This is a genomic window from Actinomycetospora sp. CA-101289, assembly GCF_050955895.1.
GTDB lineage: Bacteria > Actinomycetota > Actinomycetes > Mycobacteriales > Pseudonocardiaceae > Actinomycetospora.
In genome coordinates, this window is record NZ_CP192093.1 from 2,114,042 (window position 1) to 2,139,028 (window position 24,987).

General features: G+C 76.9%; 24 protein-coding genes. 19 read left to right on the plus strand and 5 right to left on the minus strand.

Going from position 1 to position 24,987, the window contains the following annotated elements; all coding sequences use genetic code 11:
* The first annotated feature begins 7 nt into the window (after positions 1-7).
* From ACQPX6_RS10510 to ACQPX6_RS10555, 10 genes are all read left to right on the plus strand, one after another.
* Entirely contained in the window at positions 8-868 is an 861-nt protein-coding gene (locus ACQPX6_RS10510; protein WP_433787241.1) for a S1 family peptidase, read from the plus strand.
* A gap of 258 nt (positions 869-1,126) precedes the next feature.
* Complete coding sequence (locus ACQPX6_RS10515) at positions 1,127-3,142, plus strand: VWA domain-containing protein (protein ID WP_433788244.1); 2,016 nt, start codon at positions 1,127-1,129, stop codon at positions 3,140-3,142.
* Positions 3,143-3,197: 55 nt separating this feature from the next.
* Positions 3,198-3,812, plus strand: a complete 615-nt coding sequence (cobO, locus tag ACQPX6_RS10520) for a cob(I)yrinic acid a,c-diamide adenosyltransferase (RefSeq protein ID WP_433787242.1) — start codon at positions 3,198-3,200, stop codon at positions 3,810-3,812.
* 14 nt (positions 3,813-3,826) lie between these two features.
* Positions 3,827-5,185, plus strand: coding sequence for a cobyrinate a,c-diamide synthase (locus ACQPX6_RS10525; RefSeq protein WP_433787243.1), 1,359 nt, complete (start codon positions 3,827-3,829; stop codon positions 5,183-5,185).
* A complete protein-coding gene (locus ACQPX6_RS10530) occupies positions 5,182-6,063 on the plus strand; it encodes an alpha/beta fold hydrolase (RefSeq protein WP_433787244.1) in 882 nt (293 codons plus the stop codon). Before ACQPX6_RS10525 ends, ACQPX6_RS10530 begins: the two co-directional genes overlap by 4 nt.
* The gene (locus ACQPX6_RS10535; protein WP_433787245.1) at positions 6,064-6,411 is read left to right on the plus strand and encodes a cobalamin biosynthesis protein; all 348 of its coding nucleotides are present in this window, start codon (positions 6,064-6,066) and stop codon (positions 6,409-6,411) included.
* Positions 6,412-6,475: 64 nt separating this feature from the next.
* Positions 6,476-6,892: a lipopolysaccharide assembly protein LapA domain-containing protein gene (locus ACQPX6_RS10540; RefSeq protein WP_433787246.1), complete on the plus strand. Its 417-nt coding sequence runs from the start codon at positions 6,476-6,478 to the stop codon at positions 6,890-6,892.
* Positions 6,889-7,974 carry a cysteine--tRNA ligase gene (locus tag ACQPX6_RS10545; protein WP_433787247.1) on the plus strand — a complete coding sequence of 362 codons (1,086 nt, stop codon included), beginning with the start codon at positions 6,889-6,891 and terminating at the stop codon, positions 7,972-7,974. The genes ACQPX6_RS10540 and ACQPX6_RS10545 overlap by 4 nt, the downstream gene beginning before the upstream one ends.
* Before the next feature lie 161 nt (positions 7,975-8,135).
* Positions 8,136-9,689, plus strand: a complete 1,554-nt coding sequence (locus ACQPX6_RS10550) for a hypothetical protein (RefSeq protein WP_433787248.1) — start codon at positions 8,136-8,138, stop codon at positions 9,687-9,689.
* Positions 9,690-9,881: 192 nt separating this feature from the next.
* On the plus strand, positions 9,882-11,633 hold the full coding sequence (locus ACQPX6_RS10555) for a proline--tRNA ligase (protein WP_433787249.1): 1,752 nt from the start codon (positions 9,882-9,884) through the stop codon (positions 11,631-11,633).
* Positions 11,634-11,648: 15 nt separating this feature from the next.
* On the opposite strand, the gene ACQPX6_RS10560 is transcribed toward ACQPX6_RS10555, so the two are convergent.
* Both ACQPX6_RS10560 and ACQPX6_RS10565 read right to left on the minus strand, forming a co-directional pair.
* Positions 11,649-12,869, minus strand: coding sequence for an MFS transporter (locus ACQPX6_RS10560; protein WP_433787250.1), 1,221 nt, complete (start codon positions 12,867-12,869; stop codon positions 11,649-11,651).
* Entirely contained in the window at positions 12,866-13,522 is a 657-nt protein-coding gene (locus tag ACQPX6_RS10565) for an HAD-IA family hydrolase (protein ID WP_433787251.1), read from the minus strand. Before ACQPX6_RS10565 ends, ACQPX6_RS10560 begins: the two co-directional genes overlap by 4 nt.
* A 57-nt stretch (positions 13,523-13,579) precedes the next feature.
* Between ACQPX6_RS10565 and ACQPX6_RS10570 the strand changes: the two genes are divergently transcribed.
* On the plus strand, positions 13,580-14,758 hold the full coding sequence (locus tag ACQPX6_RS10570; RefSeq protein WP_433787252.1) for an ROK family transcriptional regulator: 1,179 nt from the start codon (positions 13,580-13,582) through the stop codon (positions 14,756-14,758).
* Between the two features lie 5 nt (positions 14,759-14,763).
* On the opposite strand, the gene ACQPX6_RS10575 is transcribed toward ACQPX6_RS10570, so the two are convergent.
* The gene (locus ACQPX6_RS10575; RefSeq protein ID WP_433787253.1) at positions 14,764-15,171 is read right to left on the minus strand and encodes a secondary thiamine-phosphate synthase enzyme YjbQ; all 408 of its coding nucleotides are present in this window, start codon (positions 15,169-15,171) and stop codon (positions 14,764-14,766) included.
* Positions 15,172-15,223: 52 nt separating this feature from the next.
* Between ACQPX6_RS10575 and ACQPX6_RS10580 the strand changes: the two genes are divergently transcribed.
* Both ACQPX6_RS10580 and ACQPX6_RS10585 read left to right on the plus strand, forming a co-directional pair.
* Complete coding sequence (locus tag ACQPX6_RS10580; protein WP_433787254.1) at positions 15,224-16,033, plus strand: SDR family oxidoreductase; 810 nt, start codon at positions 15,224-15,226, stop codon at positions 16,031-16,033.
* A gap of 122 nt (positions 16,034-16,155) precedes the next feature.
* Entirely contained in the window at positions 16,156-17,517 is a 1,362-nt protein-coding gene (locus tag ACQPX6_RS10585) for a hypothetical protein (RefSeq protein ID WP_433787255.1), read from the plus strand.
* A 9-nt stretch (positions 17,518-17,526) separates the two neighbouring features.
* Here the strand turns inward: ACQPX6_RS10585 and ACQPX6_RS10590 are convergent, their stop codons facing one another.
* Both ACQPX6_RS10590 and ACQPX6_RS10595 read right to left on the minus strand, forming a co-directional pair.
* On the minus strand, positions 17,527-17,994 hold the full coding sequence (locus ACQPX6_RS10590) for a ferritin-like domain-containing protein (protein WP_433787256.1): 468 nt from the start codon (positions 17,992-17,994) through the stop codon (positions 17,527-17,529).
* A complete protein-coding gene (locus ACQPX6_RS10595) occupies positions 17,991-18,506 on the minus strand; it encodes a hypothetical protein (RefSeq protein WP_433787257.1) in 516 nt (171 codons plus the stop codon). Before ACQPX6_RS10595 ends, ACQPX6_RS10590 begins: the two co-directional genes overlap by 4 nt.
* A 182-nt stretch (positions 18,507-18,688) precedes the next feature.
* Between ACQPX6_RS10595 and rimP the strand changes: the two genes are divergently transcribed.
* The 6 genes from rimP (at position 18,689) to rbfA (ending at position 24,950) form a co-directional block, all read left to right on the plus strand.
* The gene (gene rimP / locus ACQPX6_RS10600; protein ID WP_433787258.1) at positions 18,689-19,339 is read left to right on the plus strand and encodes a ribosome maturation factor RimP; all 651 of its coding nucleotides are present in this window, start codon (positions 18,689-18,691) and stop codon (positions 19,337-19,339) included.
* Complete coding sequence (nusA, locus tag ACQPX6_RS10605) at positions 19,336-20,448, plus strand: transcription termination factor NusA (protein ID WP_433787259.1); 1,113 nt, start codon at positions 19,336-19,338, stop codon at positions 20,446-20,448. The genes rimP and nusA overlap by 4 nt, the downstream gene beginning before the upstream one ends.
* Before the next feature lie 138 nt (positions 20,449-20,586).
* On the plus strand, positions 20,587-20,865 hold the full coding sequence (locus ACQPX6_RS10610) for a YlxR family protein (protein ID WP_433787260.1): 279 nt from the start codon (positions 20,587-20,589) through the stop codon (positions 20,863-20,865).
* A gap of 61 nt (positions 20,866-20,926) precedes the next feature.
* Complete coding sequence (infB, locus tag ACQPX6_RS10615) at positions 20,927-24,052, plus strand: translation initiation factor IF-2 (RefSeq protein ID WP_433787261.1); 3,126 nt, start codon at positions 20,927-20,929, stop codon at positions 24,050-24,052.
* A gap of 67 nt (positions 24,053-24,119) precedes the next feature.
* Positions 24,120-24,416: a DUF503 family protein gene (locus ACQPX6_RS10620; protein WP_433787262.1), complete on the plus strand. Its 297-nt coding sequence runs from the start codon at positions 24,120-24,122 to the stop codon at positions 24,414-24,416.
* A gap of 27 nt (positions 24,417-24,443) precedes the next feature.
* Positions 24,444-24,950, plus strand: coding sequence for a 30S ribosome-binding factor RbfA (rbfA, locus tag ACQPX6_RS10625; RefSeq protein WP_433787263.1), 507 nt, complete (start codon positions 24,444-24,446; stop codon positions 24,948-24,950).
* Positions 24,951-24,987: the final 37 nt, after the last annotated feature.

A 24,987-nucleotide genomic window follows, 5' to 3' on the forward strand; every position in this document is an offset into this window, starting at 1 on the left:
GGGGCGGATGACGAACGGCGTGCGCGGCGGGCTGACGGTGCTCGTACGGACCCTCGTGCTCGCCGGGGTGGCGCTGCTGCTCACGCTGGCCGGAGCGGCGGGTGCCTGGGCGACCGAGGCCACGACGCCCGACGACGACCCCGGGACGGACGCCGACACGACATCGGGCCTGGTCGTCGACGCCGGCGTCCGCGTCGTCGGCGGGGCGCGCACGTCGACCGACGAGCACCCCTGGGCGGTGTTCCTCACCGACGCCGCCGGCTTCCAGTTCTGCGGCGGCACCCTCGTCACGCCGACCAAGGTCGTCACCGCGGCGCACTGCATGGCGACGACGACCGCGCCGCAGGTCAAGGTGGTGGCCGGACGCGACGACAAGCAGTCGACCGCGGGGGAGACCTCGGCGGTGGCCTCGGCGTGGGTCAGCCCCGAGTTCGAGGGCGTCGGGCGGGGCACCGACCTCGCGGTGCTGACGCTCGCGACGCCGAGCACCCGCACGCCGCTGCCGCTGGCCCGGCCGGGCGACGAGGCGCTCTACGCCGACGGGCGCGCGGCCCAGGTCTACGGCTGGGGCGCGACGGCGGAGACCGCGGCGCCCTCGCGCTTCCTGCTCACCGCGACCGTGCCGATGCGCGGCGACGACTACTGCCGCGCGGGCGACCAGACCTTCGACGCCCGCCGCCTGACCTGCGCGGGCTTCGACAGCGGCGGCGTCGACTCGTGCCAGGGCGACTCGGGCGGCCCGCTGGTGGCCGCCGGGAAGCTGATCGGGGTGACGTCGTTCGGCGACGGCTGCGCCCGCGCCGGCCGCCCCGGCTACTACGTGCGCATCGCCGCGGTGAGCGACGTGCTGGCGGCTCACCTCACGTGAGTGATCTTCTGAGCCATAGCTCAGAAGATCACGCACATGGACGTGCGGACCGGCGGGCAGGCCGGTCCGGCGAGACGGTGGCGGGACCCGGACCACATGCCCCCGGTCCGGGTCCCGCGCCGTGGTCACCTTCATCTCAGCGATCGCTCAGATGTCGTGGGTTAGGGTCGGCCGACCCCGCTCCGACGCCCCTGAGGACCCCCGTTGCCCTTCCCGTTCTCGGCCGTGGTCGGCCACGAGGACCTGCGTCTGGCCCTCATGCTCACCGCGGTCGACCCGGGCATCGGCGGGGTGCTGGTGCGCGGGGAGAAGGGCACGGCGAAGACGACGATCGTGCGGGCGCTGGCCACGCTGCTGCCGCCGGTCGAGGTCGTCGCCGGTGACCGCTTCTCGGCCGACGTCGACGCCGGCGAGCACAGCCCCGACGGACCGTTCCCCGCCGGCGCGCCTCGCGAGCGGCGCCCGGTGCGGCTCGTGGAGCTGCCGGTCGGTGCCTCGGAGGACCGGGTCACCGGGTCGCTGGACCTCGAGGAGGTCCTCGCCCACGGCCGCACCGCCGTGCGTCCCGGGCTGCTCGCGGCCGCGCACCGGGGCGTGCTCTACGTCGACGAGGTCAACCTGCTCCACGACCACCTCGTCGACCTCCTCCTCGACGCCGCCGCCACGGGCCGCGCCCACGTCGAGCGCGACGGCGTCTCGCTGACCCACCCCGCGGCGTTCCTGCTGGTCGGCACGATGAACCCGGAGGAGGGCGAGCTGCGGCCCCAGCTGCTCGACCGCTTCGGGCTCACCGTGCACGTCGCCGCCTCGCGCGACGTCGCCCTGCGCACCGAGGTCGTGCGGCGCCGCCTGGCCCACGACGCCGACCCCGGGGGGTTCGCCGCCCGGTTCGCCGCCGACGAGGACGCCCTGCGCGCCCGCCTCGTCGACGCCCGCGCCCGGCTGGCGGCGGTGGCGCTGCCCGACGCCGAGCTCGTCCGCATCTCCGCGCTGTGCGCCGAGGTGCAGGTCGACGGGATGCGCGCCGACGTCGTCCTCGCCCGCACCGCCGTCGCGCACGCCGCGTGGCGCGGGGCGGACGCGGTGGACGCCGACGACGTGCGCGCCGCCGCCCGCCTCGCCCTGCCTCACCGGCGCCGCCGCGACCCGTTCGACGAGCCGCACCTCGGCGACGACGAGCTCGACCAGGCCATGGAGCGGGCGGACGAGGCGGCGGCCGAGGAGCCGGAGCCGCCCGAGCCGCCGGAGGGCGGTCCTGACGGCGAGGGACCGGACGACGGCGGCCCCGACGATCCCGGACCCGACGGCGGCGGCCCCGGCGGTGGCGGCGGCGCCCCACCCCCGGCGGGCGACGCGCCGCCGGCGCCGCCACCCCCGCCGCCCTCGAACGGCGACGGCGACTCCTCGAGCCCCACCCGCGAGGACCCCGAGCCCGCCGGGGTACCGGTCGGCGCGCCGGCGTCCACGCGGCTGCGGGCGCGGCGGTTCGAGGTCCGCGGCACCGGCGAGGGCGCGCCCGGCCGCCGCTCGCGGGCCCGCGGACGCCAGGGCCGCACCGTGCGGACGGTGCCCGAGGCCCGCGAGGCCCAGGAGACACTGACGCTGCACGTGCCCGCCACCGTGCTCGCCGCGGTGGGACGGGGTGCCGGGCGCCAGGTCGAGCGCGCCGACCTGCGCCACGCGGTGCGCGAGGGCCGCGAGGGCAACCTCGTGCTGTTCTGCGTCGACGCGTCGGGGTCCATGGCCGCGCGGAAGCGGATGAGCGCGGTGACCGGGGCCGTCGCGGCGCTGCTGCGCGACGCCTACCAGCGCCGGGACCGCGTGGGCGTGGTGACGTTCCGCGGGACCTCGGCGACCGTGGCCCTGCCGCCGACCACCTCGGTGCACGCCGCCCACGCCCGCCTGCACGACCTGCGCACCGGCGGGCGCACCCCGCTCGCGGACGGCCTGCGCACGGCGCGGGCGGTCCTGCGCACCGAGCGCACCCGCGACCCGCGCCGCCGCGGGCTGCTCGTGGTGCTCACCGACGGGCGGGCGACGGCGTCCGGTGGGCTCGACGCGGCGCTCGACGCGGCCCGGGGGCTCGCGCGCGACGCGGGCGCGGCCGGGCGGGGCGCGAGCATGAGCACGGTCGTCGTCGACTGCGAGTCGGGGCCCGTGCGCCTCGGGCTCGCCGGTCGCGTGGCCGGCACGGCCGGCGGCACCGTTGTCACCCTCGACGACCTGACCGGCGAGTCGGTGGCCGGCGTCGTGGAGCAGTTCCGCGCCTCGTGAGCGATCTTTGGGCCTATGGGCCCAAAGATCGCTCACATACGGAAGGAGCAGACCAGTGCCGCAGGGGGTCCCCGCGACGGTGCCGCAGGACGGGCTGACGACGCGCCAGCGCCGGCGCCGGCCGCTGCTCGTCGTGCACACCGGCGTCAACAAGGGCAAGTCGACCGCCGCGTTCGGGCTGGCGCTGCGCCAGTGGACCGCCGGATCGTCGATCGCCGTGTTCCAGTTCGTGAAGTCGGCGAAGTGGCGGGTGGGCGAGGAGACCGCGCTGCGCGCCCTCGGCGACGTCCACCGCGACACCGGCCAGGGCGGGCCGGTCGAGTGGCACAAGATGGGCGAGGGCTGGTCGTGGTCGCGCAAGCAGGGGTCCGAGGAGGACCACGCGGCGGCCGCGCGGGAGGGCTGGGCGGAGATCCGGCGCCGGCTCGAGGCGTCGGCGCACGACTTCTACGTGCTCGACGAGTTCACCTACCCGCTGAAGTGGGGCTGGGTCGACGTCGACGAGGTGGTCGCGGTGCTGCGTGACCGGCCGGGCCACCAGCACGTCGTGGTCACCGGCCGGGACGCCCCGGAGGCGCTGGTCGACGCGGCGGACCTCGTCACGGAGATGACCAAGATCAAGCACCCGATGGACGCGGGGCAGAAGGGGCAGAAGGGCATCGAGTGGTGATCCTCCCGGCTCGTGTGGTGATCGCCGCGCCCTCCTCGGGCAGCGGCAAGACCACCGTGACCACGGGCCTGCTCGGCGCCCTCGCCGCCCGGGGCACCGCGGTCGCGCCGTTCAAGGTCGGCCCCGACTACGTCGACCCCGGCTACCACGCGCTGGCCGCCGGGCGTCCCGGCCGCAACCTCGACCCCGTCCTCGTCGACCCCGCGACGCTGCCCGGGCTCGTCGTGCACGGCGCCCGCGGCGCGGAGCTGGCCGTGGTCGAGGGCGTCATGGGGCTGTTCGACGGGCGTAGCGGCACCGACCCCGACAGCGACGGCTCCACCGCGCACGTCGCCCGCATGCTCGACGCGCCGGTGGTGCTCGTCGTCGACGCCCGCGGCCAGTCCCGCTCGGTCGCCGCGCTGCTGGCCGGCTTCCGGGACTTCGACCCCCGCCTGCGCCTGGGCGGGGTGATCCTCAACCGGGTCGGGACGAACCGCCACGAAGAGGTCCTGCGCGCGGCGTGCGCCGAGGTCGGCCTGCCGGTGCTCGGCGTGCTGCCGCGCCGCGCGGAGCTGGCGGTGCCCTCGCGGCACCTGGGCCTCGTCACCGCCGCCGAGCACGGGGGCGCGGCGCGCGCCGCCGTCGACGCCATGGCCGCGCTGGTCACCGAGCACGTCGACCTCGACGCCGTCGCGGCGCTCGCCCGCTCGGCCCCGCCGACGCCCGCGACCGCCTGGGACCCCGCCGCGGAGATCGGCGCGCCCGTGACCGGCGAGCCGGTCGTCGCGGTCGCGGGCGGGTCGGCGTTCACGTTCGGCTACCCCGAGCACGCCGAGCTGCTCGCCGCCGGCGGGGCGCGCGTCGTCACCGTCGACCCCGTGCGCGACGAGGCGCTCCCGACGGGCACCGCGGGCCTCGTCCTGCCCGGCGGGTTCCCCGAGGAGCACGCCGAGGCCCTCAGCGCGAACGCCCCGCTGCGCGCGGCCGTGCGGGCCTTCGCCGCGTCCGGCGCGCCCGTGCACGCCGAGTGCGGCGGGCTGCTCTACCTGTCGCGCTCGCTGGACGGCGCCCCGATGTGCGGGGTGCTCGACGCCGACGCCGCGATGGGACCGCGGCTGTCGCTGGGCTACCGCACCGCCACCGCCTGCGCGGACTCCCCGTTCGCCGCGGCCGGCGAGACGGTCACGGGCCACGAGTTCCACCGCACGGTCGCCGTCCCGCGCGCCGGCGCCGACGCCGCGTGGCGCTGGGACGGCGCGGAGCCCGAGGGGTTCGTCGCCGGCGGCGTCCACGCGTCCTACCTGCACACCCACCCCGCCGGCCGGCCCGGCGGTGTCGCACGATGGCTGCGCCACGTCGCGAGCCACGTCACGGATCGGAGGGCCTCGTGACAGATCGCCACGTCACCGATCGCCACGTCACCGTCGAGGGCCGCACCGTCGCCCTCACCGAGCACGGCGACCCCGACGGTGCCCCGGTGTTCCTCTTCCACGGCACGCCCGACAGCCGGCTGGGCAAGGAGTTCACCGACGCCCCGGCGCGCGAGCGCGGCCTGCGCGTGATCTGCCCCGACCGCGGCGGCATCGGTGGCTCCGACCCGCTGCCGGACCGGACGATCGCGGGCTACGCGGGCGAGGTGCTCGCGCTGGCCGACGTGCTCGGCGTCGACCGCTTCGCGACGGTCGGCTACTCCGCCGGCGGGCCCTTCGCCCTCTCCTGCGCCGCCGGGTGCGGGACGCGGATCACCGGGACCGCGCTGATGGCCGGCGCCGGCCCGATCGACGACCGGCCCGGCGCGAAGGAGGGGCTCGCGCCGTCGGACCTCGACGCGGTCCGGCTCGTCGAGGAGCACCCCCACCGCGAGGCGCTGCTGCTGCGGTTCCAGAAGTGGGCGACGCAGCTCGCGCCCTCGTCCGCGGTCGACCAGGTCTCGTCCGAGCTCTCGGCGCCGGACCGGGAGTTCCTCGCCCGCCGCCCCGCCGGCGAGGAGATGACCTTCTTCGTCGAGGCGCTGCGCCAGGGCCCCGCGGGCGTGATGGACGAGTACCGCCTCTGGGCGGGCCCGTGGCACCTCCAGTGGTCGGCGGTCGCCACGCCCGTCGAGATCTTCCAGGGGGAGGACGACGGGATGGTGCCGATGCACCACGCGGAGGACATCGCGTCGCGCCTGCCGCCGGGGACCGCCCGGATCCACCGCCTGCCCGGCGTCGGGCACCTCTCGATCCAGGACCACGTCGGCGACGTCCTCGACGCCCTGACCACCCCGTAGATGCTGGTCCTCGGCGTCGGGATCGAGCCGGGCACCCCGCTCGCGCACCTGCGCGAGGCCGTCGACGCGCTCGGGCTCGCCGGGTTCGACGTCGTGGCCACCATCGACCGGCGTGCGGCCGAGCCGGCGGTGCTCGCCCTCGCCGCGGGCCGAGCTCTGCGGACCTACCCCGCCGCGGTGCTCGACGCCGTCGACGTCCCGCACCCCTCGGCCGTCGTGCGCCGCCTGACCGGCACGGGCAGCGTCGCCGAGGCCGCCGCCGTGCTGGCGGCCCGCGAGGTGGGCGAGGGGGTGCTCGTGACGCCCAAGCAGCGCGGGCGGGGCGTCACGGTCGCGGTGGCGCGCTGAGTCCCGGCATGGCGTGACCGGCCGGGACTCACGCTGCAGCCCGCGACGCGCGAGGATGACCACCATGAGCGAGCAGTACGGCGCCCCGTCGCCCGCCGACGGGCCCACGACGCCGGGGACGGCGGCGGTCCGCCCCGACGCGGTCCGGGCGGCGCGCACCCCGCCCTCCGAGCCGGTCACCGTCCCCGACGGCGCGGCCGCCTCCCGCCCGCGGGCACGGGTGTCGCCGGGACGCACCAAGGTGGGCGGCGCCTGGATCGGGCTGATCCTCGGCGCGGTCGTCCTGGTGTTCCTGCTCGTGTTCATCCTGCAGAACCTCGACCCCGCCCGCGTGCAGTTCCTCGGCATGGAGGGGACGCTGCCGCTGGGCATCTGGCTGCTGTTCGCGGCGATCGCCGGGGTGCTGCTGCTCGCGATCCCGGGGCTCGGGCGCATGGTGCAGTGGCGCCGCGCCGGTCGCTCGGGACGGCGGCGCCCGTGAGCGCCACCCTGCGCCTCGCCGGCGCCCCGCTGCCGCTCGTCGGGCGCGGGCGGGCCTACGTCTGCGGCATCACGCCCTACGACACCACCCACCTCGGCCACGCGGCGACGTTCGTGTGGGCCGACGTCGCGTCGCGGGTGCTGCGCCGCGTCGGGGTCGAGCTCGTCAGCTGCCGCAACGTCACCGACGTCGACGACGTCCTCGACGCCGCCGCCGAGCGGGCCGGGGCGCGGTTCGACAGCTTCGCCGCGGTCGGCCAGTTCCGCTTCGACCACGACATGGCCGCCCTCGGGGTGCGCGCGCCGACCCACGAACCGCGCGCCCACAACCACGTCGACGGCGTCGTCGCCCTCGCCGCCGCGCTGCTCGAGCGGGGCGCGGCCTATGAGCGCGACGGGGCGGTGCTCTTCCGCGCCGGGCAGGTCGCGGCCCCGCCGGTGCCCGCCGACCCCGACGAGACGTCGTCCGAGGCCCCCTGGCCGGACGCCGACGACCCCGACGACGCCCTGGTCTGGCGGCCCGCGACGCCGGGGGAGGCGGCCTGGCCGAGCCCGTGGGGTGACGGGCGCCCGGGCTGGCACGCGGAGTGCGCCGCGATGGCGCTCACGGTGCTCGGGCCGGCGGTGGACCTGCACATCGGCGGCGCCGACCTGCGCCACCCGCACCACACCCACCAGGCCGCCATGGTCGAGGCCGTCACGCAGGTGCGCCCGTTCGCCCGCGCCCGGCTGCACGTCGGGACGGTGCGCATCGACGGGCAGAAGATGGCGAAGTCGGCGGGCAACCTGCTGCTCGTCGGCGAGCTGCTCGAGAACCACCCGGCCGCCGCCGTGCGCCTGCTGCTGCTCGACCGGCCCTGGGCCCGCGCCTGGGACGTCGTGCCCGGCGCCCTCGACCAGGCCGCCGCCCGCCTCGAGCGCCTCTACGGCGCGGCCGCGCGTCCCGGGGGAGCGGACGCGGGCGCGGACGCCGTGCTCGCGCGCCTGCTCGACGACCTCGACGTCCCCGGCGCCCTCGCGGTCGCCGAGGACGAGGGCGGCGTCGCCGCGCGCACGGCGCTGGCGGTGCTCGGGCTGGCCTGACCCTGGGGCGGGTGGTGCGGGTGGTGCTGGTGTTTCGGCCAGGACCTTCCGCGTGTCGGGGCGCGGCACGCCGGATCTCGCCCGGCGCCCACCTACCGTGAGCCCGCGCGCCGTGGGAGGCCGTGTGACGCCTCGGCGGCGGGAGGGGAGGTGGCCTCGTGGTGGCTGGCACCCGGTGGTGGCGTCGCGACGACGCCGGGGCCGGCACCGACGTCTGGGGCGGGCCGGACGAGGTGACCGTCGCGCCCGGACCGCGCACGGATCCCGAGGACGCCGACGACGCGGGGGACACGGCGCGCCGGGACCGCGAGCGGGCGGCGCAGGAGCACGCGGAGCGCGAGCAGGCGGAGCGTGCGGAGCGGGAGCGCAGTGAGCGCAGTGAGCGGGAGCGGGCGGGGCAGGCCGAACGGGAACGTGCGGAGCAGGCGGAGCGGGAGCGTGCGGAGCAGGCGGAGCGCGAGCGCGCGGAGCAGGCCGAGCGGGAACGGGCCGAGCAGGCCGAGCGGGAACGCGCCGAGCAGGCCGAGCGTGAGCGCGCCGAACAGACCGAGCGCGAGGAGCGCGAGCGCGCCGAGCAGGCCGAGCGCGAGCGCGTCGACCGCCTCCAGCGGGAGCGCGAGGAGCAGCAGCGCGAGGACCGCGAGCGCCGGGAACGCCAGCGCGCGGAGCAGGAGCGCCGGGTCGCCGCGCGCCAGGAGCAGGCTCGCCGCGAGCGCGAGGAACGCGAGCGCCGCGAGCAGGAAGAGCGGGCCGGGTCCGACGACACGACCCTGATCCCGCTCGCCCACGAGCCCGTGGTCGACGACCAGGACCGGGTGAGCACGCTGCCCGGCGCCGAGACCGTCCCGCCCGCGCTGGCGCGGGACGCCGCGGCGCGCGAGGCCGCCGCCCGCGAGGCCGCCGCGGCGGACCGCAAGCGCCGGCGCCGCCGGGTCCTGTCGGTGTTCCTGGTGGCCCTGCTCGCCGTGGCCGCGGTGTGGATCCTGCCGCGCCTCGTGGCGCTGGCGCTCTCGCTGGTCACCGCACTGGGTGGCGCCGTCGCCCCCGACCCCGTCCCGGCGTCGACCCCGGTCGTCGCGGCCGCCGCCCCCGCCCCCGACGCGCCGCGTCCTGAGCTGCCCCGCGGGGGGACGACCATCGCCCCGGGGCAGCGGGTCGTCGTGATGCGCGTCGACCCCGTCGCGACGCCCGAGGAGACCGCCGACCGCCTCGACGCGACGGCCACCCCGTTCACCACCACCGACCGCGGGGTCCTGCCGGCCCTCGAGCTGCCGGTGCACGACGCCGTCGCCGACGCGGGCGCCGCCTGGCAGCGCCTCGCGGTGACCCGCGCCCACCGCCAGGTGCTGCTGCTCGCCGTGGCGACCGGTCCCACCGGCGTCGGCGAGGCGATCGACCCCTGGGAGCGGCTGCTGCGCGAGCCCGACGTGGGCCTCGCCCTCGACGCCCCCGGGCCCCTGCCGCCCGAGGAGATCGCCAGGACGAGCGATCGTCTTGCCGGGCTCGTGCGCGACGCCGGCCTGCCCCAGAAGCTCCTCGTCGTCCCCGCAATCGCGGCGGGGCCGGCCGTGCCCGCCGAGGTCGCCCTCGTCGCCGTGCCGGGCGACGCGGTGTCGGCGCCGGTGCTGCGCGGCGTCGTCCTCCCGCCCGGCGGCCCCGCCCCGCGCGAGGTGCTCGCCGCCGCGCCGTCCCCGGACGTCGTGCTCCTGCGCTGAGCATGATCGCTCCCGCTGCTCCGGGGAGCCCGTTGAGCGGGTCCGACGGAGCACCCGGAGCGATCACCCCCTGGCCGCCCGCGCGAACGCGGACTCCGCGCGCACAGAGGCAGCGAACCGCCCGTTCGCTGCGGTCGACGAAGGCGGCAGTCCGCGGGCAACCGGCTTCCGCCGCGTCGTTACGCTCGGTCCATGGCACGAGGCGTCACGCGCATGTCGGGATTGTTCCTGCGCACGCTGCGCGAGGACCCGGCCGACGCCGAGGTGGTCAGTCACAAGCTGCTCGCGCGCGCCGGCTACGTCCGCCGCGTGGCGCCCGGCATCTACTCGTGGCTACCGCTGGGGATGAAGGTGCTCGCCCGCATCGAGACGGTCATCCGCGAGGAGATGGACGCCATCGGCGGCCAGGAGGTGCACTTCCCCGCGCTGCTGCCGAAGGAGCCCTACGAGGCGACCGGCCGCTGGACCGAGTACGGCGACGCGCTCTTCCGTCTCAAGGACCGCAAGAAGGCCGACTACCTGCTCGGGCCCACGCACGAGGAGATGTTCACCCTCATGGTCAAGGGGGAGACCAGCTCCTACCGCGACTTCCCGGTGACGCTCTACCAGGTCCAGACCAAGTACCGCGACGAGGAGCGCCCGCGCGCGGGCATCCTGCGCGGGCGCGAGTTCACGATGAAGGACTCGTACTCGTTCGACCTGTCCGACGAGGGGCTGCAGGCGTCCTACGACGCGCACCGCGAGGCCTACCTGCGCATCTTCGCCCGCCTGGGGCTCGACGTGCAGATCGTGTCCGCCATGTCCGGGGCGATGGGCGGCTCGGCGTCGGAGGAGTTCCTCGCCCCGTGCGAGGCCGGTGAGGACACCTACGTGCGGGCCCCGGCGACGGGCTACGCCGCCAACGTCGAGGCCGTCACCACGCCCGCGCCGCCGGAGCAGTCGATCACCGACAAGCCCGAGGCGGTCGTGTACGACACCCCGGACACGCCGACCATCGACACGCTCGTCGCCCACGTCAACGGTCTCGGCCTGGGCCGCGAGTTCACCGCCGCGGACACCCTGAAGAACGTCATGGTCAAGACGCGCCTGCCCGGGACCTCGGAGTGGACGCTGCTCGGCGTCGGCGTGCCGGGCGACCGCGAGGTGGACATGAAGCGCCTCGAGGCCGCCGTGTCGCCCGCCGAGGTCGCGCTGCTCGAGGACGCCGACTTCGCCGCGAACCCCTACCTCACCAAGGGCTACATCGGGCCGGTCGGGCTCGCGAAGAACGGCGTGCGCTACCTCGTCGACCCCCGCGTCGTCACCGGCACCGCCTGGGTCACCGGCGCCGACGAGCACGGCCGCCACGTCGTCGACCTCGTCGCCGGCCGCGACTTCACCCCCGACGGCACCATCGAGGCCGCCGAGGTCCGCGAGGGCGACCCCTCGCCCGACGGCGGCGGCCCGCTGGTCGCCGCGCGCGGCATCGAGATGGGCCACATCTTCCAGCTCGGCCGCAAGTACGCCGAGGCGCTCGGGCTGTCCGTGCAGGGCGCGGACGGCAAGCCGACCACGATCACGATGGGGTCCTACGGCGTCGGCGTCACCCGCGCCGTCGCGGCGATCGCCGAGCAGCACGCCGACTCCAAGGGCCTGGTGTGGCCGGCGGAGGTCGCGCCGTACGCGGTGCACCTCGTCATCGCCGGCAAGGACCCGGCCCAGGCCGAGGCGGCCGGGGCGATCGCCGACGGCCTCGCCGCCGAGGGTCTCGAGGTGCTGCTCGACGACCGCAAGGCCTCGCCCGGCGTGAAGTTCGCCGACGCCGAGCTGCTGGGCATGCCGACCACGCTCACGGTGGGGCGGGGCCTGGCGAACGGGGTCGTCGAGGTCACCGACCGGGCCTCGGGCGTGCGGCGCGAGGTGCCGGTCGACGACGTGGTCGCGGAGCTCACCGGCCGGGCCTGACGCCGGCCGCCGGGGTCAGGCGCGCGCGGCCCGGCGCTCCATGCCCACCGACACCGCGAGGATCCCGAGCCCCAGCAGCGGCAGCGCGGCGCCCACGGCGGCCGGGGCGTCGTAGCCCAGGCCCGAGGCGAGCACGACCCCGCCGAGCGCGGCGCCCACCGCGTTGGCCACGTTGAACGCCGAGTGGAAGCTGGCGGCGGCCAGCGACGGGCCCTCGGCGGCGAAGTCGATGAGCCGCCCCATCAGCGCCGGCCCGGCCGACAGGCCCACGAACCCGAGCGCGAAGAGCCCGACCGACGCGGCGATCGCGTCGTGCGCGGCGAAGACGAACGCCACGAGCACGCCGGCGTAGGCCACCAGCGCGAGCGCGATGGTCAGCCGCGGCGCGCGCTCGGCGAAGCGTCCGCCCGCGACGTTGCCGATCGTCATGCCGACGCCGAGGGCGCCGAGCATCAGCGGGACGGTCGTGGGCGAGACGCCGGCCTGGTTGGTGAGGATCGGGTTGATGTAGCTGTACACCGCGAACAGGCCGCCGAAGCCGGCGGCGATGACGCCGAGGGTCAGCCACACCTGCGGGCGGTAGAGGGCGGTGAGCTCGCCACGGATGCTGCCGCCGCCGGCCTCGCGGGCGTTCGGCACGAGGGTGACGACCGCGAGCACCGTGACCAGCGCGACGAGCGTCACGGCCCAGTAGGCGCTGCGCCAGCCGAACGTCTCGCCCAGCCAGGTGGCCGCGGGCACGCCGACGATGTTGGCGATCGTCAGCCCGAGCATCACGGTCGCCAGCGCCCGCGCCCGCTTCGCCGGGGGCACCAGCGCGGACCCGAGGACGGCGGCCGCCCCGAAGTACGCCCCGTGCGGCAGGCCCGACAGGAAGCGCAGGCCCACGAAGGGCACGAACGACGGCGCCACGGCCGACAGGGCGTTGAAGACGACGAGGGCGACGGCCAGCACGAGCACCATCTGCTTGCGCGGCCAGCGGGCCCCGACGAGCGTGATCAGCGGGGCGCCCACGACCACGCCGAGCGCGTAGGCGCTGATCGCGATGCCGGCGGTGGGCACCGAGACGCCGAGATCGGAGGCGAAGCCGGGCAGCACGCCCATGCTGGCGAACTCGGTGGTGCCGATCGCGAGCCCGCCGAGGGCGAGCGCGGCGAGGCTGACGCCGACGGGGACGCGGGATCGACGGCTGGGGCGCTGCTCCGCGAGCGCGGTGGACGTCTCGGTGGCGGTCACGCGGTCACCTCCTGGGCGATCAGGTCCACGACGTCGTGCAGGGAGCCGATGGCGACGTCGGCCTCGACGCCGCGCAGGCCGGCAACGGTCGCGCCCGCAGCCCGGCCGGCGGCGACCCCGACGGCCGAGTCCTCGACGACGAGGCAGTCGGCCGGTCGGACGCCGAGCAGGTCGGCGGCGGTGAGGTAGCCCTCGGGGTCCGGCTTGCCCGCGGCGACCATGTCGCGCGGCACGAGCACGGGGAACTCCAGGCCCGCGGCCGCGAGCCGGGCGCGGGCGAGACGGGTGTCGGCGCTGGTGACGACGGCCCAGGGCGTGAACGTGGCCTCGAGGTGCGCGATGAGCTCGCGCGCCCCGGGTGCGGCGACGACGTCCGCGAGGTCGGTGTACTCGTGCTCGAGGTGGTCGCGGGCGGCGGCGGCGATCGTGGTCTCGTCGAGGTCGGGGCGGACCCGGCGGACCGTGGCGTCGGCGGGGTGCCCGGTCATGACGGCGAGCACCGCGTCCGGGTCGGCGCCCCAGCGGCCGGCCCAGGAGCGCCAGGAGCGCTCGACGGCGGCGTCGGAGTCCACCAGCGTGCCGTCCATGTCCAGCAGCACGCCCGTGAAGGCTCCGGCCACCGGACGTTCGAGCACCGCGGGGTGCAGCGTCACGGTAGGTCCTCTCCTGCGTCTCGACAATATCCTCGGTCTCCGAGCATAATCAGACCCATGACGGCGTCAACGGGGACGGGGCGTGAGCCCGGTCGCGCCCGGGTCGACCGCTGGCGCACGAAGGCGGAGGTGCTCGGCGAGGTCCGGCGCACGCCCGGGCTGACCCGGGTCGAGCTCGGGCGCCGTCTCGGGCTGTCGAGCGCGTCGGTCACCGAGACGGTGACGCGCCTGCGCGACGCCGGCTGGATCACCGAGCGCCGCGCGCCGGTCCAGGGGCGCGGGCGTCCCACCACCTGCCTGGGACCCTGCCCCGACGGCCCGCGGGTGGTCGCGGTGGACGTGCGCCACGAGGACTGGCGGGTGGGGCTCGCGGGTCTCGACGGCGAGGTCACCGGGGTCGTCGGCGCCCGGCACGACCGCGAGCCCGAGCAGGTCGCCGCCGCCCTGCGCGAGGCCGTGGCCCGGGTCGCCGCGGGGCACCGCGTCGTGGCCGTCGGGCTCGCCGCGCCGGCGCCCGTGTCGATCGAGGGCCTGGTCAGCGCCGGCGAGCTGGCCTGGGACGCCGTCGACCTCGCGTCGGTCGCGGCCGCGCTGGGCCCGGTGCCGCTGCGCGTGGGCAACGACGCCACGCTCGCCGGCGTCGCCGAGGCGCGCACGGGGGCGGCGGCGGGCGCGCACACGGCCGTCCACCTCATCGTCGAGGTCGGCCTCGGCGGGGCGCTGCTGCTCGACGGGTACCCGCACCTCGGCGCGCGCGGGGCGGCGGGGGAGTACGGGCACCTGCCGTTCGGCGACCCCGCCCGGCGCTGCGTGTGCGGCGCGACGGGCTGCTGGGGCTCCGACGTCGACGGCCGCGCGCTGGCCCGCCGGCTCGGCGACGACCCGCCCGCCGACCCCCGCTCCTACGGTGACGCCGTCCTCGCCCGCGCCGCGGGCGGGGAGGCGCGCGCCGTCGAGGCCGTCCGCGGGGTGGCCGCGTGCCTGGCGCGGGGCATCGCCGGCGTGGTGCACGTCCACGACCCCGACGTCGTCGTGCTCGGCGGGCTGGCCCGCGGGCTGCGCGCGTCGCCGGGGTTCGACGAGGCCTACACCGGCGCGCTCATGGCCTTCCGCCGTGACCGGCCGGTGCCCGTGCTCGACGCGCGGCACGGCGACGACGGCGCCCTGCTCGGGGCCGCGGCCCTGGCCCTGGACCACGCGACGAGTCCCGAGGGGCTCGCGGAGATCTGCGACTGACCCGACTAGGTGAGCAGGCTCAGGCGCACCTTGCGGGTGGGGTTGTCGGTGTTCGTGTCGACGAGGCACACCGACTGCCAGGTCCCCAGCGCCAGGCGCCCGCCGAGCACCGGCACCGACATCGACGGGGCGACGAGGGCGGGCAGCACGTGGTCGCGGCCGTGGCCGGGGGAGCCGTGGCGGTGCGACCAGCGGTCGTCGGCGGGCAGCAGCTCGCGCAGCTGGGTGAGCAGGTCGCCGTCGCTGCCGGCGCCGGTCTCGATGATCGCCACCCCGGCCGTGGCGTGCGGGACGAACACGTGCAGCAGCCCGTCGGCGGTGCCCGCCTCCTCCACGAACCGGGAGCACTCCCCGGTGATGTCGCGGACCGTCTCGCGGTCGCCGGTGCGGACCTGGATCTCCTCGCTGTACACGCCGACCGAGGGTAGGCGGGGAGCGCGCGCGGCGAGGGGCCAGAATGCCGCCGTGCAGCCCGAACCCCGCCAGGGACACCTCTCCGTCGCCGTCGTGACCGGTGCGGGTCGCGGGATCGGCGCGGGCCTCGCCGCGGCGCTCTCGGCCCGCGGCCACCACGTCGTCGTCACCGACGTCGACGGGGACGCCGCGCAGGCGACCGCCGAGACCCTCGACGGCCCCGCCACCGCGATGCCCCTCGACGTGCGCGACCCGTCCGCCCACCGGGCGGTGGCCCTGGCCGCGGCCGCGCTCGGCGACGTCCGGGTGTGGGTCAACAACGCCGGCGTGCTCTCGACGGCGCCGGCCTGGGAGGCCCGCGACGACGAGGTCACCACGACCTTCGAGGTGAACACCCTCGGCGTCGTGCACGGCAGCCGCGCGGCCGTGGACGTCATGCGCCGCGGCGACGTCCTCAACGTCGTCTCGCTCTCGGGCCTCGGGCCGACGCCGGGCTTCGCCCTCTACGGGGCGAGCAAGGCCGCCGCGCTGAGCTACTCCCAGGCCCTCGACATCGAGCTGGCCTCCGCGCGCCGCCCCATCCGGGTGCGCGCGCTGTGCCCCGACGTCGTCGACACCTCGCTGGTCAGCGCCGTCGCCCACCGGCCGAGCGCGGCCCTCCTGTTCACCGGGACCCGGCTGCTCTCGATCGACGAGGTGGTGGACGCCGCCATGGGCATGATCGGGTCGCGGCGCGCGATGCGGACCCTGCCCTCGTGGCGGGCGGCGCTGCAGCGCACCTCGGCGGCGCTGCCCGGCCTCGCGCGGGTGGCGGTGCCGATCGTGGCGCGGACGGGCGAGCGCCGCCGCCTGTCGCGGTAGGGAGACGCAGCGCAGCGGAGCTCGACCATCGGTACAGCCCCGCCGGGCGGGGGTCGTGATCGGAACGTGACCCGCTCGGCTACGTTGAGCGCGGTCCAAGTCCGGAGAACGTGGAGGATCGGATGCTGGTCCTGGCCCCCGATCCCCGTCTCGGTATCGCTCCGGAGCGGGTCTCGCGGCTGCGCGCGCTCCTGGACGCCGCGGCGGCCGAGGCGCGCGTTCCCGGTGTCGTCGTGGCGCTGCCCGGTGGCGCCGACGGCGTGCTCGACGCCGTGGTGGTGCGTCCCGACGGCGTGCTCGGTCTCGCCCCGCTGTCCGCGAGCGAGCGCGAGGCCGCCCGCGAGTCGGTCGCCGCGGGCGGCGGGCGTCTGGACACCCCGCCCACCGGGGTCGGCCGCGGTGCGCCGGGACCGACCGCCGTCTCCGTCGCCGAGGAGCTCGACCGCCTGCTCCTGCTGCCCGAGCCGTCCTGCGTGGCGCCGCGCCGGGTGCTCGGCACCCGGGACGACGGCGGTGCCGGGGACGGCCCCGACGACACCCGCGCCGCGCTCGTCGCGCCGGTCGGCTCGTTCCGGGTGATCGACGTCGAGGACCTGCGCCGGCTGCTGGTCGCCTTCCGCCTCGCCGAGCACGTGCCCGACGCCGCCCGGCTCGCCGAGGCCGGCTTCCTCGACCCCGAGACGCCCGCGGTGCACGCGGGCGCCGCGCCCGAGACCGCCCCCGTGCCGGTGCCGGACGACGGCCCCGCCGACACCTCGGGGTCACGCCACGGGTCCCTGCCCCGCACGGGACGCCTGCCGTCCACCGCCCCCGAGTCGTCGGGCCCGCCGTCCGGCCGGGCCATCGGGCTGCTCGCCGGCCCCGGGCGCGCCGGCCGCGCCGCTCGCGTGGCCCGCAGCCGCTACGGCGGCTCGCTGCCCGACTGGGTGTGGGGCTGGCGGGGCCTGACCGTCGCCGCCGTCGCCGCCTTCCTCGTGGCCCTCGCCCTGGCGATCCTCGTCGGCCGCGCGGCCACCGGCGGCGGCGAGCCGGACCCCGACCCGAGCGCCACGCGCACCGTGGACGGCGTCACCTTCACCCGCCAGGTCGTCACCTACGACGCGTCCTGCGAGGGCCACGCCTACGGCCAGGCGCAGGCCTTCCTGCGCGAGCGCGGCTGCCTGCACCTCGACCGCTCCCTGTGGTCCGGGGTCGCGGACGGGCAGGAGGTCGTCGTGGCCATCGCCACCGTCCAGATGCCCGACACGACCACGGCCGGCGCCTTCCGCTCGGTGGTCGACAGCAACGGCACCGGGAACATCTCCGACCTGCTGCGCGAGCAGCGCGGCTACCCCGGCGCCCCGCCCGCGCTCTCGGGCCAGGGCTACGCGTCGGCGCAGCTCGGCGACCGGGTCATGGTCGCCGAGGCCGACGGCATCGACGAGGACTTCACCGACGGCGACGCGCTCGACCGCATCTCCCGCGCGGCGCTCGCGCTGCGCTGACCTCCGGGCTCAGACGCCCGAACCGTCCCCCGGGAACGGCGGGACGAGCGGGGTCCGGCCGGCGAGGCGGCGCCACGCCACCCCGGTGGTGGCCGCGACCGTCACCGCGTCCAGCGCGAGGCGGCGCAGCTCGGCGTCCTCGGGCGCGCTCGTGCGCTCGGCCACCGCGCGCCACGCGGCGGCGACGTCGTCCTCGGCCACCACGGCGAGCCCCGCGGCCGAGGCGGCGTCGGTCACCGGCGCGGGCGGGCGGTAGGCCGCGGCGGCGGGCGGCGCGGTGACCCCGGTGCGCGCCAGCAGCGCGACCACCGCGTCCCGGCGCTCGCGGTGGGCCAGCGAGGCGGCGGTGACGGCGGCGGTGGCCGTCGCGGGCAGGAACGCCGAGACCAGCCCGTAGACCCAGATCGCGGCGTGCTCGGTGGCGAGCGCGGCGAGCATCGCGTCCTCGAGGTCGTCGTCGTCGAGAGGAGAGGTCACCCGAGCACCGTCACCTGGCCGGCGCAGCTCGCGGCGACGGAGGTCAGCAGTCCGCAGCGGTGGGGCTCGGTGGTGAGCGCCAGCGCGCCCGCGGCGTCCCGGGCGGCGCCCAGCGAGGTCTTCAGCGCGGTGACCGCGGCCGCGGCGCTGGCGGGGCGCTCCGGGGCCGTCGCGGGGGCGTCGACGGCGGGCGCCCGGTCGGGGCGGGCGCGCCGGACCTCGGCGGCGAGCGCGTCCGCGTGCGCCCGGCGGGCGTCGGCCAGCGGAGTCAGGCGGGTGGCGAGGTCGGGGGAGGCGGCGACGGCCGCCGTGGCGACGGCCACGTCGGAGCGGGCCGCGGCGAGCGGGGCCTCGAGCTCGTCGGGGCCCTCCGGCGGGCGGGCGCACCCGCCGGCGGCGAGCCCCGCGAGACCGCCGAGCGCGGCCAGCGCGGCCGTGGTGCGCAGCACCGTGCGCCGGGGCGTGCCCGTCGGCGGGCCGGCTCCGGGCGCGGCGGTGTCCACGGCGACCACGGGGGGCCAGTGTGCCAGCCGGGCCCCGCGGCGGCGTCGCCCGCGCGAGGGGGCCGCGCCGGGGCGAGCGCTAGGCTGGACCACTGCGCGTCCGCGCCCACCCGATGATCTCGGCCCGCCCCCGGCGCGCTCGTCGCCCCGCGACGTCGCCGCCCCGGCGGGCCCGCTCGTGAGGAGCCCCGTTGTCCCGAGGGACGCCCCCCGCGCCCGCCGGCGACAGTCGTGACCAGACTGCCGCGCGGCTGCGCCCGACCGTCGTCGAGGTCGTGGAGAAGGCCGGCTTCGTGCTGGACGACCTCGAGGTGCGCCCGGCCGGGCGACGCCAGGTGGTGCGCGTCGTGGTGGACACCGCCGACGTCCCCGGCCCGCACGACCCGCCCGCCCCCGGCCCGGACCTCGACGCCGTCGCCGGTGTGAGCCGCGCGCTCTCGGCGGTGCTCGACGCGGCCGAGGAGGACGGGAGCCCGCTGCCCGGCGGCGAGTACACCCTCGAGGTGTCCACCCCGGGCACCGACCGACCGCTCACCCGCCCGCACCACTGGCGGCGGGCGTGGCTGCGCCGGGTGGCCGTCACGCGCACCGACGGCTCCGCGCTCACCGCGCGCGTCGGCCCGGTCAGCGACGGTGCCGACACCGGGGCCGGGGACGGGGGGACCGTGACGCTCGCGGAGGGCACCCCCCGCGGGCCGGTGCTGCACCGGCTCCCGCTGGACGACGTCCGGCTGGCCGTGGTCGAGGTCGAGTTCAAGCCGGCGCCCACCTCCGAGGTCGAGGCGCTCGTCGCCGAGGCCACCGGCGGGACGGACGCGCACGGACAGGAGGAACGGTCGTGAAGGTCGACATCGCCGCGCTGCGCGCCATCGAGCGGGACAAGGAGATCCCGTTCGAGACCGTGCTGTCCGCGATCGAGACCGCCCTGCTCACCGCGTACCGGCAGAACGGCGGCGAGAACCCGAAGGCGCGCGTCGAGGTCGACCGCAAGAGCGGGACGGTCGCGGTCCTCGTGCCCGAGACCGGCGACGACGGCGAGGTGCTCGGCGAGTACGACGACACCCCCGACGGCTTCGGGCGGATCGCGGCGTCGACCGCGCGCCAGGTCGTCGTCCAGCGCCTGCGCGACGCCGAGCACGAGCGCACGTACGGGGAGTTCTCCGCCAAGGAGGGCGAGGTCGTCGCAGGCGTCGTCCAGCGCGACGCCCGAGCCAACGCCCGCGGCGTGGTGGTCGTGGAGATCGGCTCGATCGAGGGCGTGCTGCCCGCGGCCGAGCAGGTGCCCGGCGAGCGCTACGAGCACGGCGCGCGCCTGCGCTGCTACGTCGTCGGCGTCAACCGGGGCCCGCGTGGCGTGTCGGTGACGCTCTCGCGCACCCACCCGAACCTCGTGCGCCGCCTGTTCGCCTTCGAGGTGCCCGAGATCGCCGCGGGCCACGTCGAGATCGTCAACGTGGCGCGCGAGGCCGGGCACCGCTCCAAGATCGCCGTGCGGTCCCTGGTCCCCGGGCTCGGCGCGAAGGGCGCGTGCATCGGCCCGATGGGTGCGCGCGTCCGCGGCGTGATGAGCGAGCTCAACGGCGAGAAGATCGACATCATCGACTGGGCGGAGGACCCGGCCACCTACGTCGGCAACGCCCTCTCGCCGTCGAAGGTCGTCTCGGTGACCGTCGTCGACGCCCGCGCCCGCGCCGCACGGGTCGTCGTGCCGGACTTCCAGCTGTCGCTGGCCATCGGCAAGGAGGGGCAGAACGCCCGCCTCGCCGCCCGGCTCACGGGCTGGCGCATCGACATCCGCTCGGACGCGGAGCCGCCGCCCGCCGACGACGAGCTCGCCGACGAGGGGTCCACCGACGACGCCGGTGTCCAGGGCCGTTCCGGTGATCCGTCCGGACCGGTCGAGGTCCCCGGTGGCGGGGTCGAGCAGTCGTCGAGTGGCGCGGTAGAGTGACCGGTGGCCCGAACCCGCGAGCCCGGTCGTGGGGTGGCGTCGGATCGCGATCGTCGCAGTGACGTTCCCGGACCGGTGCGCACCTGCATCGGCTGTCGTTCGCGGGCCTCGGCGTCGGAACTCCTGCGAGTGGTGGCTGTGGACGGGGTCGTCGATCCCGACCCGCGGCGTCGGTTGCCCGGTCGTGGTGCGTGGGTGCACCCCGAGGCGGACTGCCTCCACCGTGCGGAGCGCCGGTCGGCCTTCCCCCGGGCGCTGCGTGTCCCGGGGCCGTTGGACACCGGTGCGCTGCGCGCACTGCTCGACCCGGGATCCGTCGCCCCGCCCACCGGGTCGCGACACAGGCGCGACGACCGTCGCGCTGGTACCAGGAAGCAGGTCGACCCCCATGAGCCAGCCGTGAAGCCCTCACGATGAAGGCGCAGGCGTAGGAGACGAGGTCGCGGGCCCCCCGCTGACCTCGAGGATGAGGAGATCAGTGGCAGGCAAGGCCCGGGTGCACGAGCTCGCGAAGGAGCTCGGCGTCACCAGCAAGCAGGTACTCACACAGCTGGAGTCCCTCGGCGAGTTCGTCAAGTCGGCGTCCTCGACGGTGGAGGCCCCCGTCGCGCGCAAGCTGCGCGACTCCATGTCCGGCGGCGGCAACGGCGGCAGCGGCCGCCGGCCGCGCCCCGGCGCGTCCCCCGGGCCGCGGCCCGGCGGCGGTGCGCCCCGACCCGGCCCGTCGGCCGGTGGCTCGTCCGGTGGCGCCCCGCGCCCCGACGCGGCCCCCGGTCCCCGTCCCGACCAGCCCGCCGGCGGCGGCAACGGCGGCGCCCCGCGTCCCGGACCCCGTCCCGCGTCCCCGGGCCAGCAGCCCGCGGCCGAGCCCGAGGCCCAGCCCGCGGCGGCGTCCGCGGCGGCGCCGGAGGCCCCCGCGGCTCCGTCCACCGACGGTGGCCAGGCGCCCGCAGGAGACCGTCCCCGTCCGGGCGGCGACCGCCCGCGCCCCGGTGGCATCCCGCGCCCGGGTGGCGACCGTCCCGCCGAGCGTGGCGGCGACCAGCGCATGGGCAACCGCGACGGCCGCGACGGCTCGCGCCAGCAGCAGCGCCCGGCCGCGGCCCAGGACGGCCAGGCCGGCCCGCAGGGTGGCGACACCTCCACGGTGCCGCCGCGCCCGCAGGCGCCGAAGCCCGGCCCGAAGTCGCCGCGGGTCGGCAACAACCCGTTCGGTGTCGGCTCCGGCGCCCCGCCGCGTCCGCAGCGCCCGCAGCAGCCCGGCCAGGCGCCGGGTCAGGGCCCGCGCCCGCCGCGTGACGGCGACGCCCCCGCCCCGCGCCCGCCGCGTGACGGCGAGCGTCCCGCGGCCGCGGCCGACCGTCCGCCGCGTCCCGGCGGCGGCAGCGCGACCCCGGGCAACATGCCCCCGCGCCCGAACCCCGGCATGATGCCGGCCCGCCCGGCCGGTCCGCCCGGACGCGGTGGCCCCGGTGGCCCCGGTGGCCCCGGCGCCGGTCGCGGTGGTCCCGGTGCGGGTCGTGGCGGCCCCGGTGGACCCGGTGGCGGTCGCGGAGCCCCCGGTGGGTTCCGTCCCGGCGGCGGTGGCGGCCCCGGTGGGGGCGGCGCCCCCGCGGGTGGCGGCGGTTTCCGTGGCGGCGGTGGCCGTCCCGGCGGCCCCGGTGGCCGTGGTCGTGGCGGCGGTGCCGCGGGTGCCTTCGGGCGCGCCGGTGGCCCGGTGCGTCGTGGCCGCAAGTCGAAGCGGCAGAAGCGCCAGGAGTTCGACAACATGCAGGCCCCCTCGGTCGGCGGCGTCCGCCTGCCGAAGGGCCGTGGTGAGGTCGTCCGCCTGCCGCGCGGTGCCTCGCTCACCGACTTCGCCGAGAAGATCGACGCCAACCCGGCGTCGCTCGTGCAGGTCCTGTTCCACCTCGGCGAGATGGTCACGGCGACCCAGTCGGTCTCCGACGACATCCTCGAGCTGCTCGGCGGCGAGATGAACTACCAGGTGCAGGTCGTCTCCCCCGAGGAGGAGGACCGCGAGCTCCTGGAGTCGTTCTCGCTCACCTACGGCTCCGACGACGGTGGCGACGAAGACCTCGAGGCCCGTCCGCCGGTCGTCACGGTCATGGGTCACGTCGACCACGGCAAGACGCGCCTGCTGGACACCATCCGCAAGACGAAGGTGGCCGAGGCCGAGGCCGGCGGCATCACCCAGCACATCGGCGCCTACCAGGTCGACACCGAGCTCGAGGGCGTCGAGCGCAAGATCACCTTCATCGACACCCCGGGTCACGAGGCGTTCACCGCCATGCGTGCCCGAGGCGCGAAGTCCACGGACATCGCGGTGATCGTGGTCGCGGCCGACGACGGCGTCATGCCCCAGACGATCGAGGCGATCAACCACGCGCAGGCGGCCGACGTGCCGATCGTGGTGGCGGTCAACAAGATCGACAAGGAGGGCGCCAACCCGGCCAAGATCCGGCAGCAGCTCACCGAGTACGGGCTGGTGGCCGAGGAGTTCGGCGGCGACACGATGTTCGTCGACATCTCGGCCCGCCAGAACATCAACATCGACGGGCTGCTCGAGGCCGTCCTGCTCACCGCGGACGCCTCGCTGGACCTCCGGGCCAACCCGGACATGGAGGCCCAGGGTGTCGCGATCGAGGCGCACCTCGACCGCGGCCGCGGTCCCGTGGCCACGGTGCTGGTGCAGCGCGGCACGCTGCACGTCGGCGACTCGGTCGTCGCCGGCGACGCGTCGGGCCGCGTCCGACGGATGCTCGACGAGTTCGGCGAGGACGTGAAGGAGGCCCTGCCCTCCCGTCCGGTGCAGGTCATCGGCTTCACGTCGGTGCCCGGCGCGGGCGACACGTTCCTCGTCGTCGACGAGGATCGCGTGGCCCGGCAGATCGCCGACCGCCGCCGCGCCCGCGAGCGCAACGCGCAGCTGGCGAGCCGCCGCAAGCGCGTCAGCCTCGAGGACCTCGACGCCGCGCTGAAGGAGACCAACGAGCTCAACCTGATCATCAAGGGCGACAACTCGGGAACCGTCGAGGCTCTCGAGGACGCGCTCATGAAGATCGACGTGGGCGAGGAGGTCCAGCTGCGGGTGCTGCACCGCGGCGTCGGTGCGATCACCGAGGGCGACATCAACCTCGCGATCGCCTCCGACGTCATCGTCCTGGGCTTCAACGTCCGGGCCGAGGGCAAGGCCACGGAGCTGGCCACCCGCGAGGGCATCGACATCCGCTACTACTCGGTGATCTACCAGGCCATCGACGAGATCGAGCAGGCCCTCAAGGGCAAGCTCAAGCCGATCTACGAGGAGGTGGAGCTCGGCACCGCGGAGGTGCGCGAGGTCTTCCGCTCCTCGCGTGTCGGCGCGATCGCCGGTTGCCTGGTCACCGAGGGGATCATCCGCCGCAACGCCAAGGCCCGCCTGGTCCGCGACGGTGCGGTGGTCGCGGAGAGCCTCACGGTGAACTCGCTCAAGCGGTTCAAGGACGACGCGACCGAGGTCCGCGACGGCTACGAGTGCGGTCTGACGCTCGGGTCGTTCAACGACATCAAGGTCGAGGACAAGATCATGACCTACGAGATGCGGGAGAAGCCCCGCGAGTAGTGCGTGATGCCTCGGGGCGGTCGGTCCGGCCGCCCCGAGGCACCCTCCTCCCCGGACCGGATGCCCCGTGTACGTCGGTGCCCTGGAGCTCGACCTGCTGCTCGGCGGTGAGGTCGGCTCGATCAAGCAGAAGCGCTCGGTCGTCCGTCCCGTCGTGGCCGAGCTCAAGCGGTACGGGGTGGCGGTCGCCGAGGCCGGCCACCTCGACCTGCACCGGCGCGCCCTCCTCGGGGTGGCGGCGGTCGCGGCCGACGCCGCGCACGTCGGCGAGGTGCTCGACCAGTGCGAGCGCGTCGTCGCCGCCCACCCCGAGTTCCAGGTGCTCTCGGCGCGGACCCGCTGGCTGGGCCCGCACGACGACTAGTCCCCACTCCCAGAAGGAGCGTTCGCCATGGTCGACGCGCCACGGGCCCGCAGGCTCGCCAAGCGGATCTCCCAGATCGTCGCCTCGACCCTCGAGCACGAGGTCAAGGACCCGCGCCTGGCGATGGTGACGATCACCGACGCCCGCGTGACGCCCGACCTGCGCGAGGCCACCGTCTTCTACACCGTCTACGGCGGCGAGCCCGAGCGCACCGGCTCCGCGGCCGCGCTGGCCAGCGCCAAGGGCGTGGTGCGCAGCGCCGTCGGCCGCCACACCGGGGTCCGCTTCACGCCGACCCTGGAGTTCGTCCCGGACGCGGTGCCCGAGGGTGCCAAGCGTCTCGACGAGCTGCTCGAGGGCGCCCGCCAGGCCGACGCCGAGGTCGAGGCGCTCGCGGTCGGCGCGACCTACGCCGGCGAGGCCGACCCGTACCGCAAGCCCCGCGAGGACGACGACGAGGACCTGCCGGTGGGGGACGAGCCCGCCGACCTCGGGTCCGGCTCCGACCTGCCCGGGGCACGGTCGACGGGCTGACGCCGCCTCCGTACGGTCACGCGGGCGCCCGCGGAGG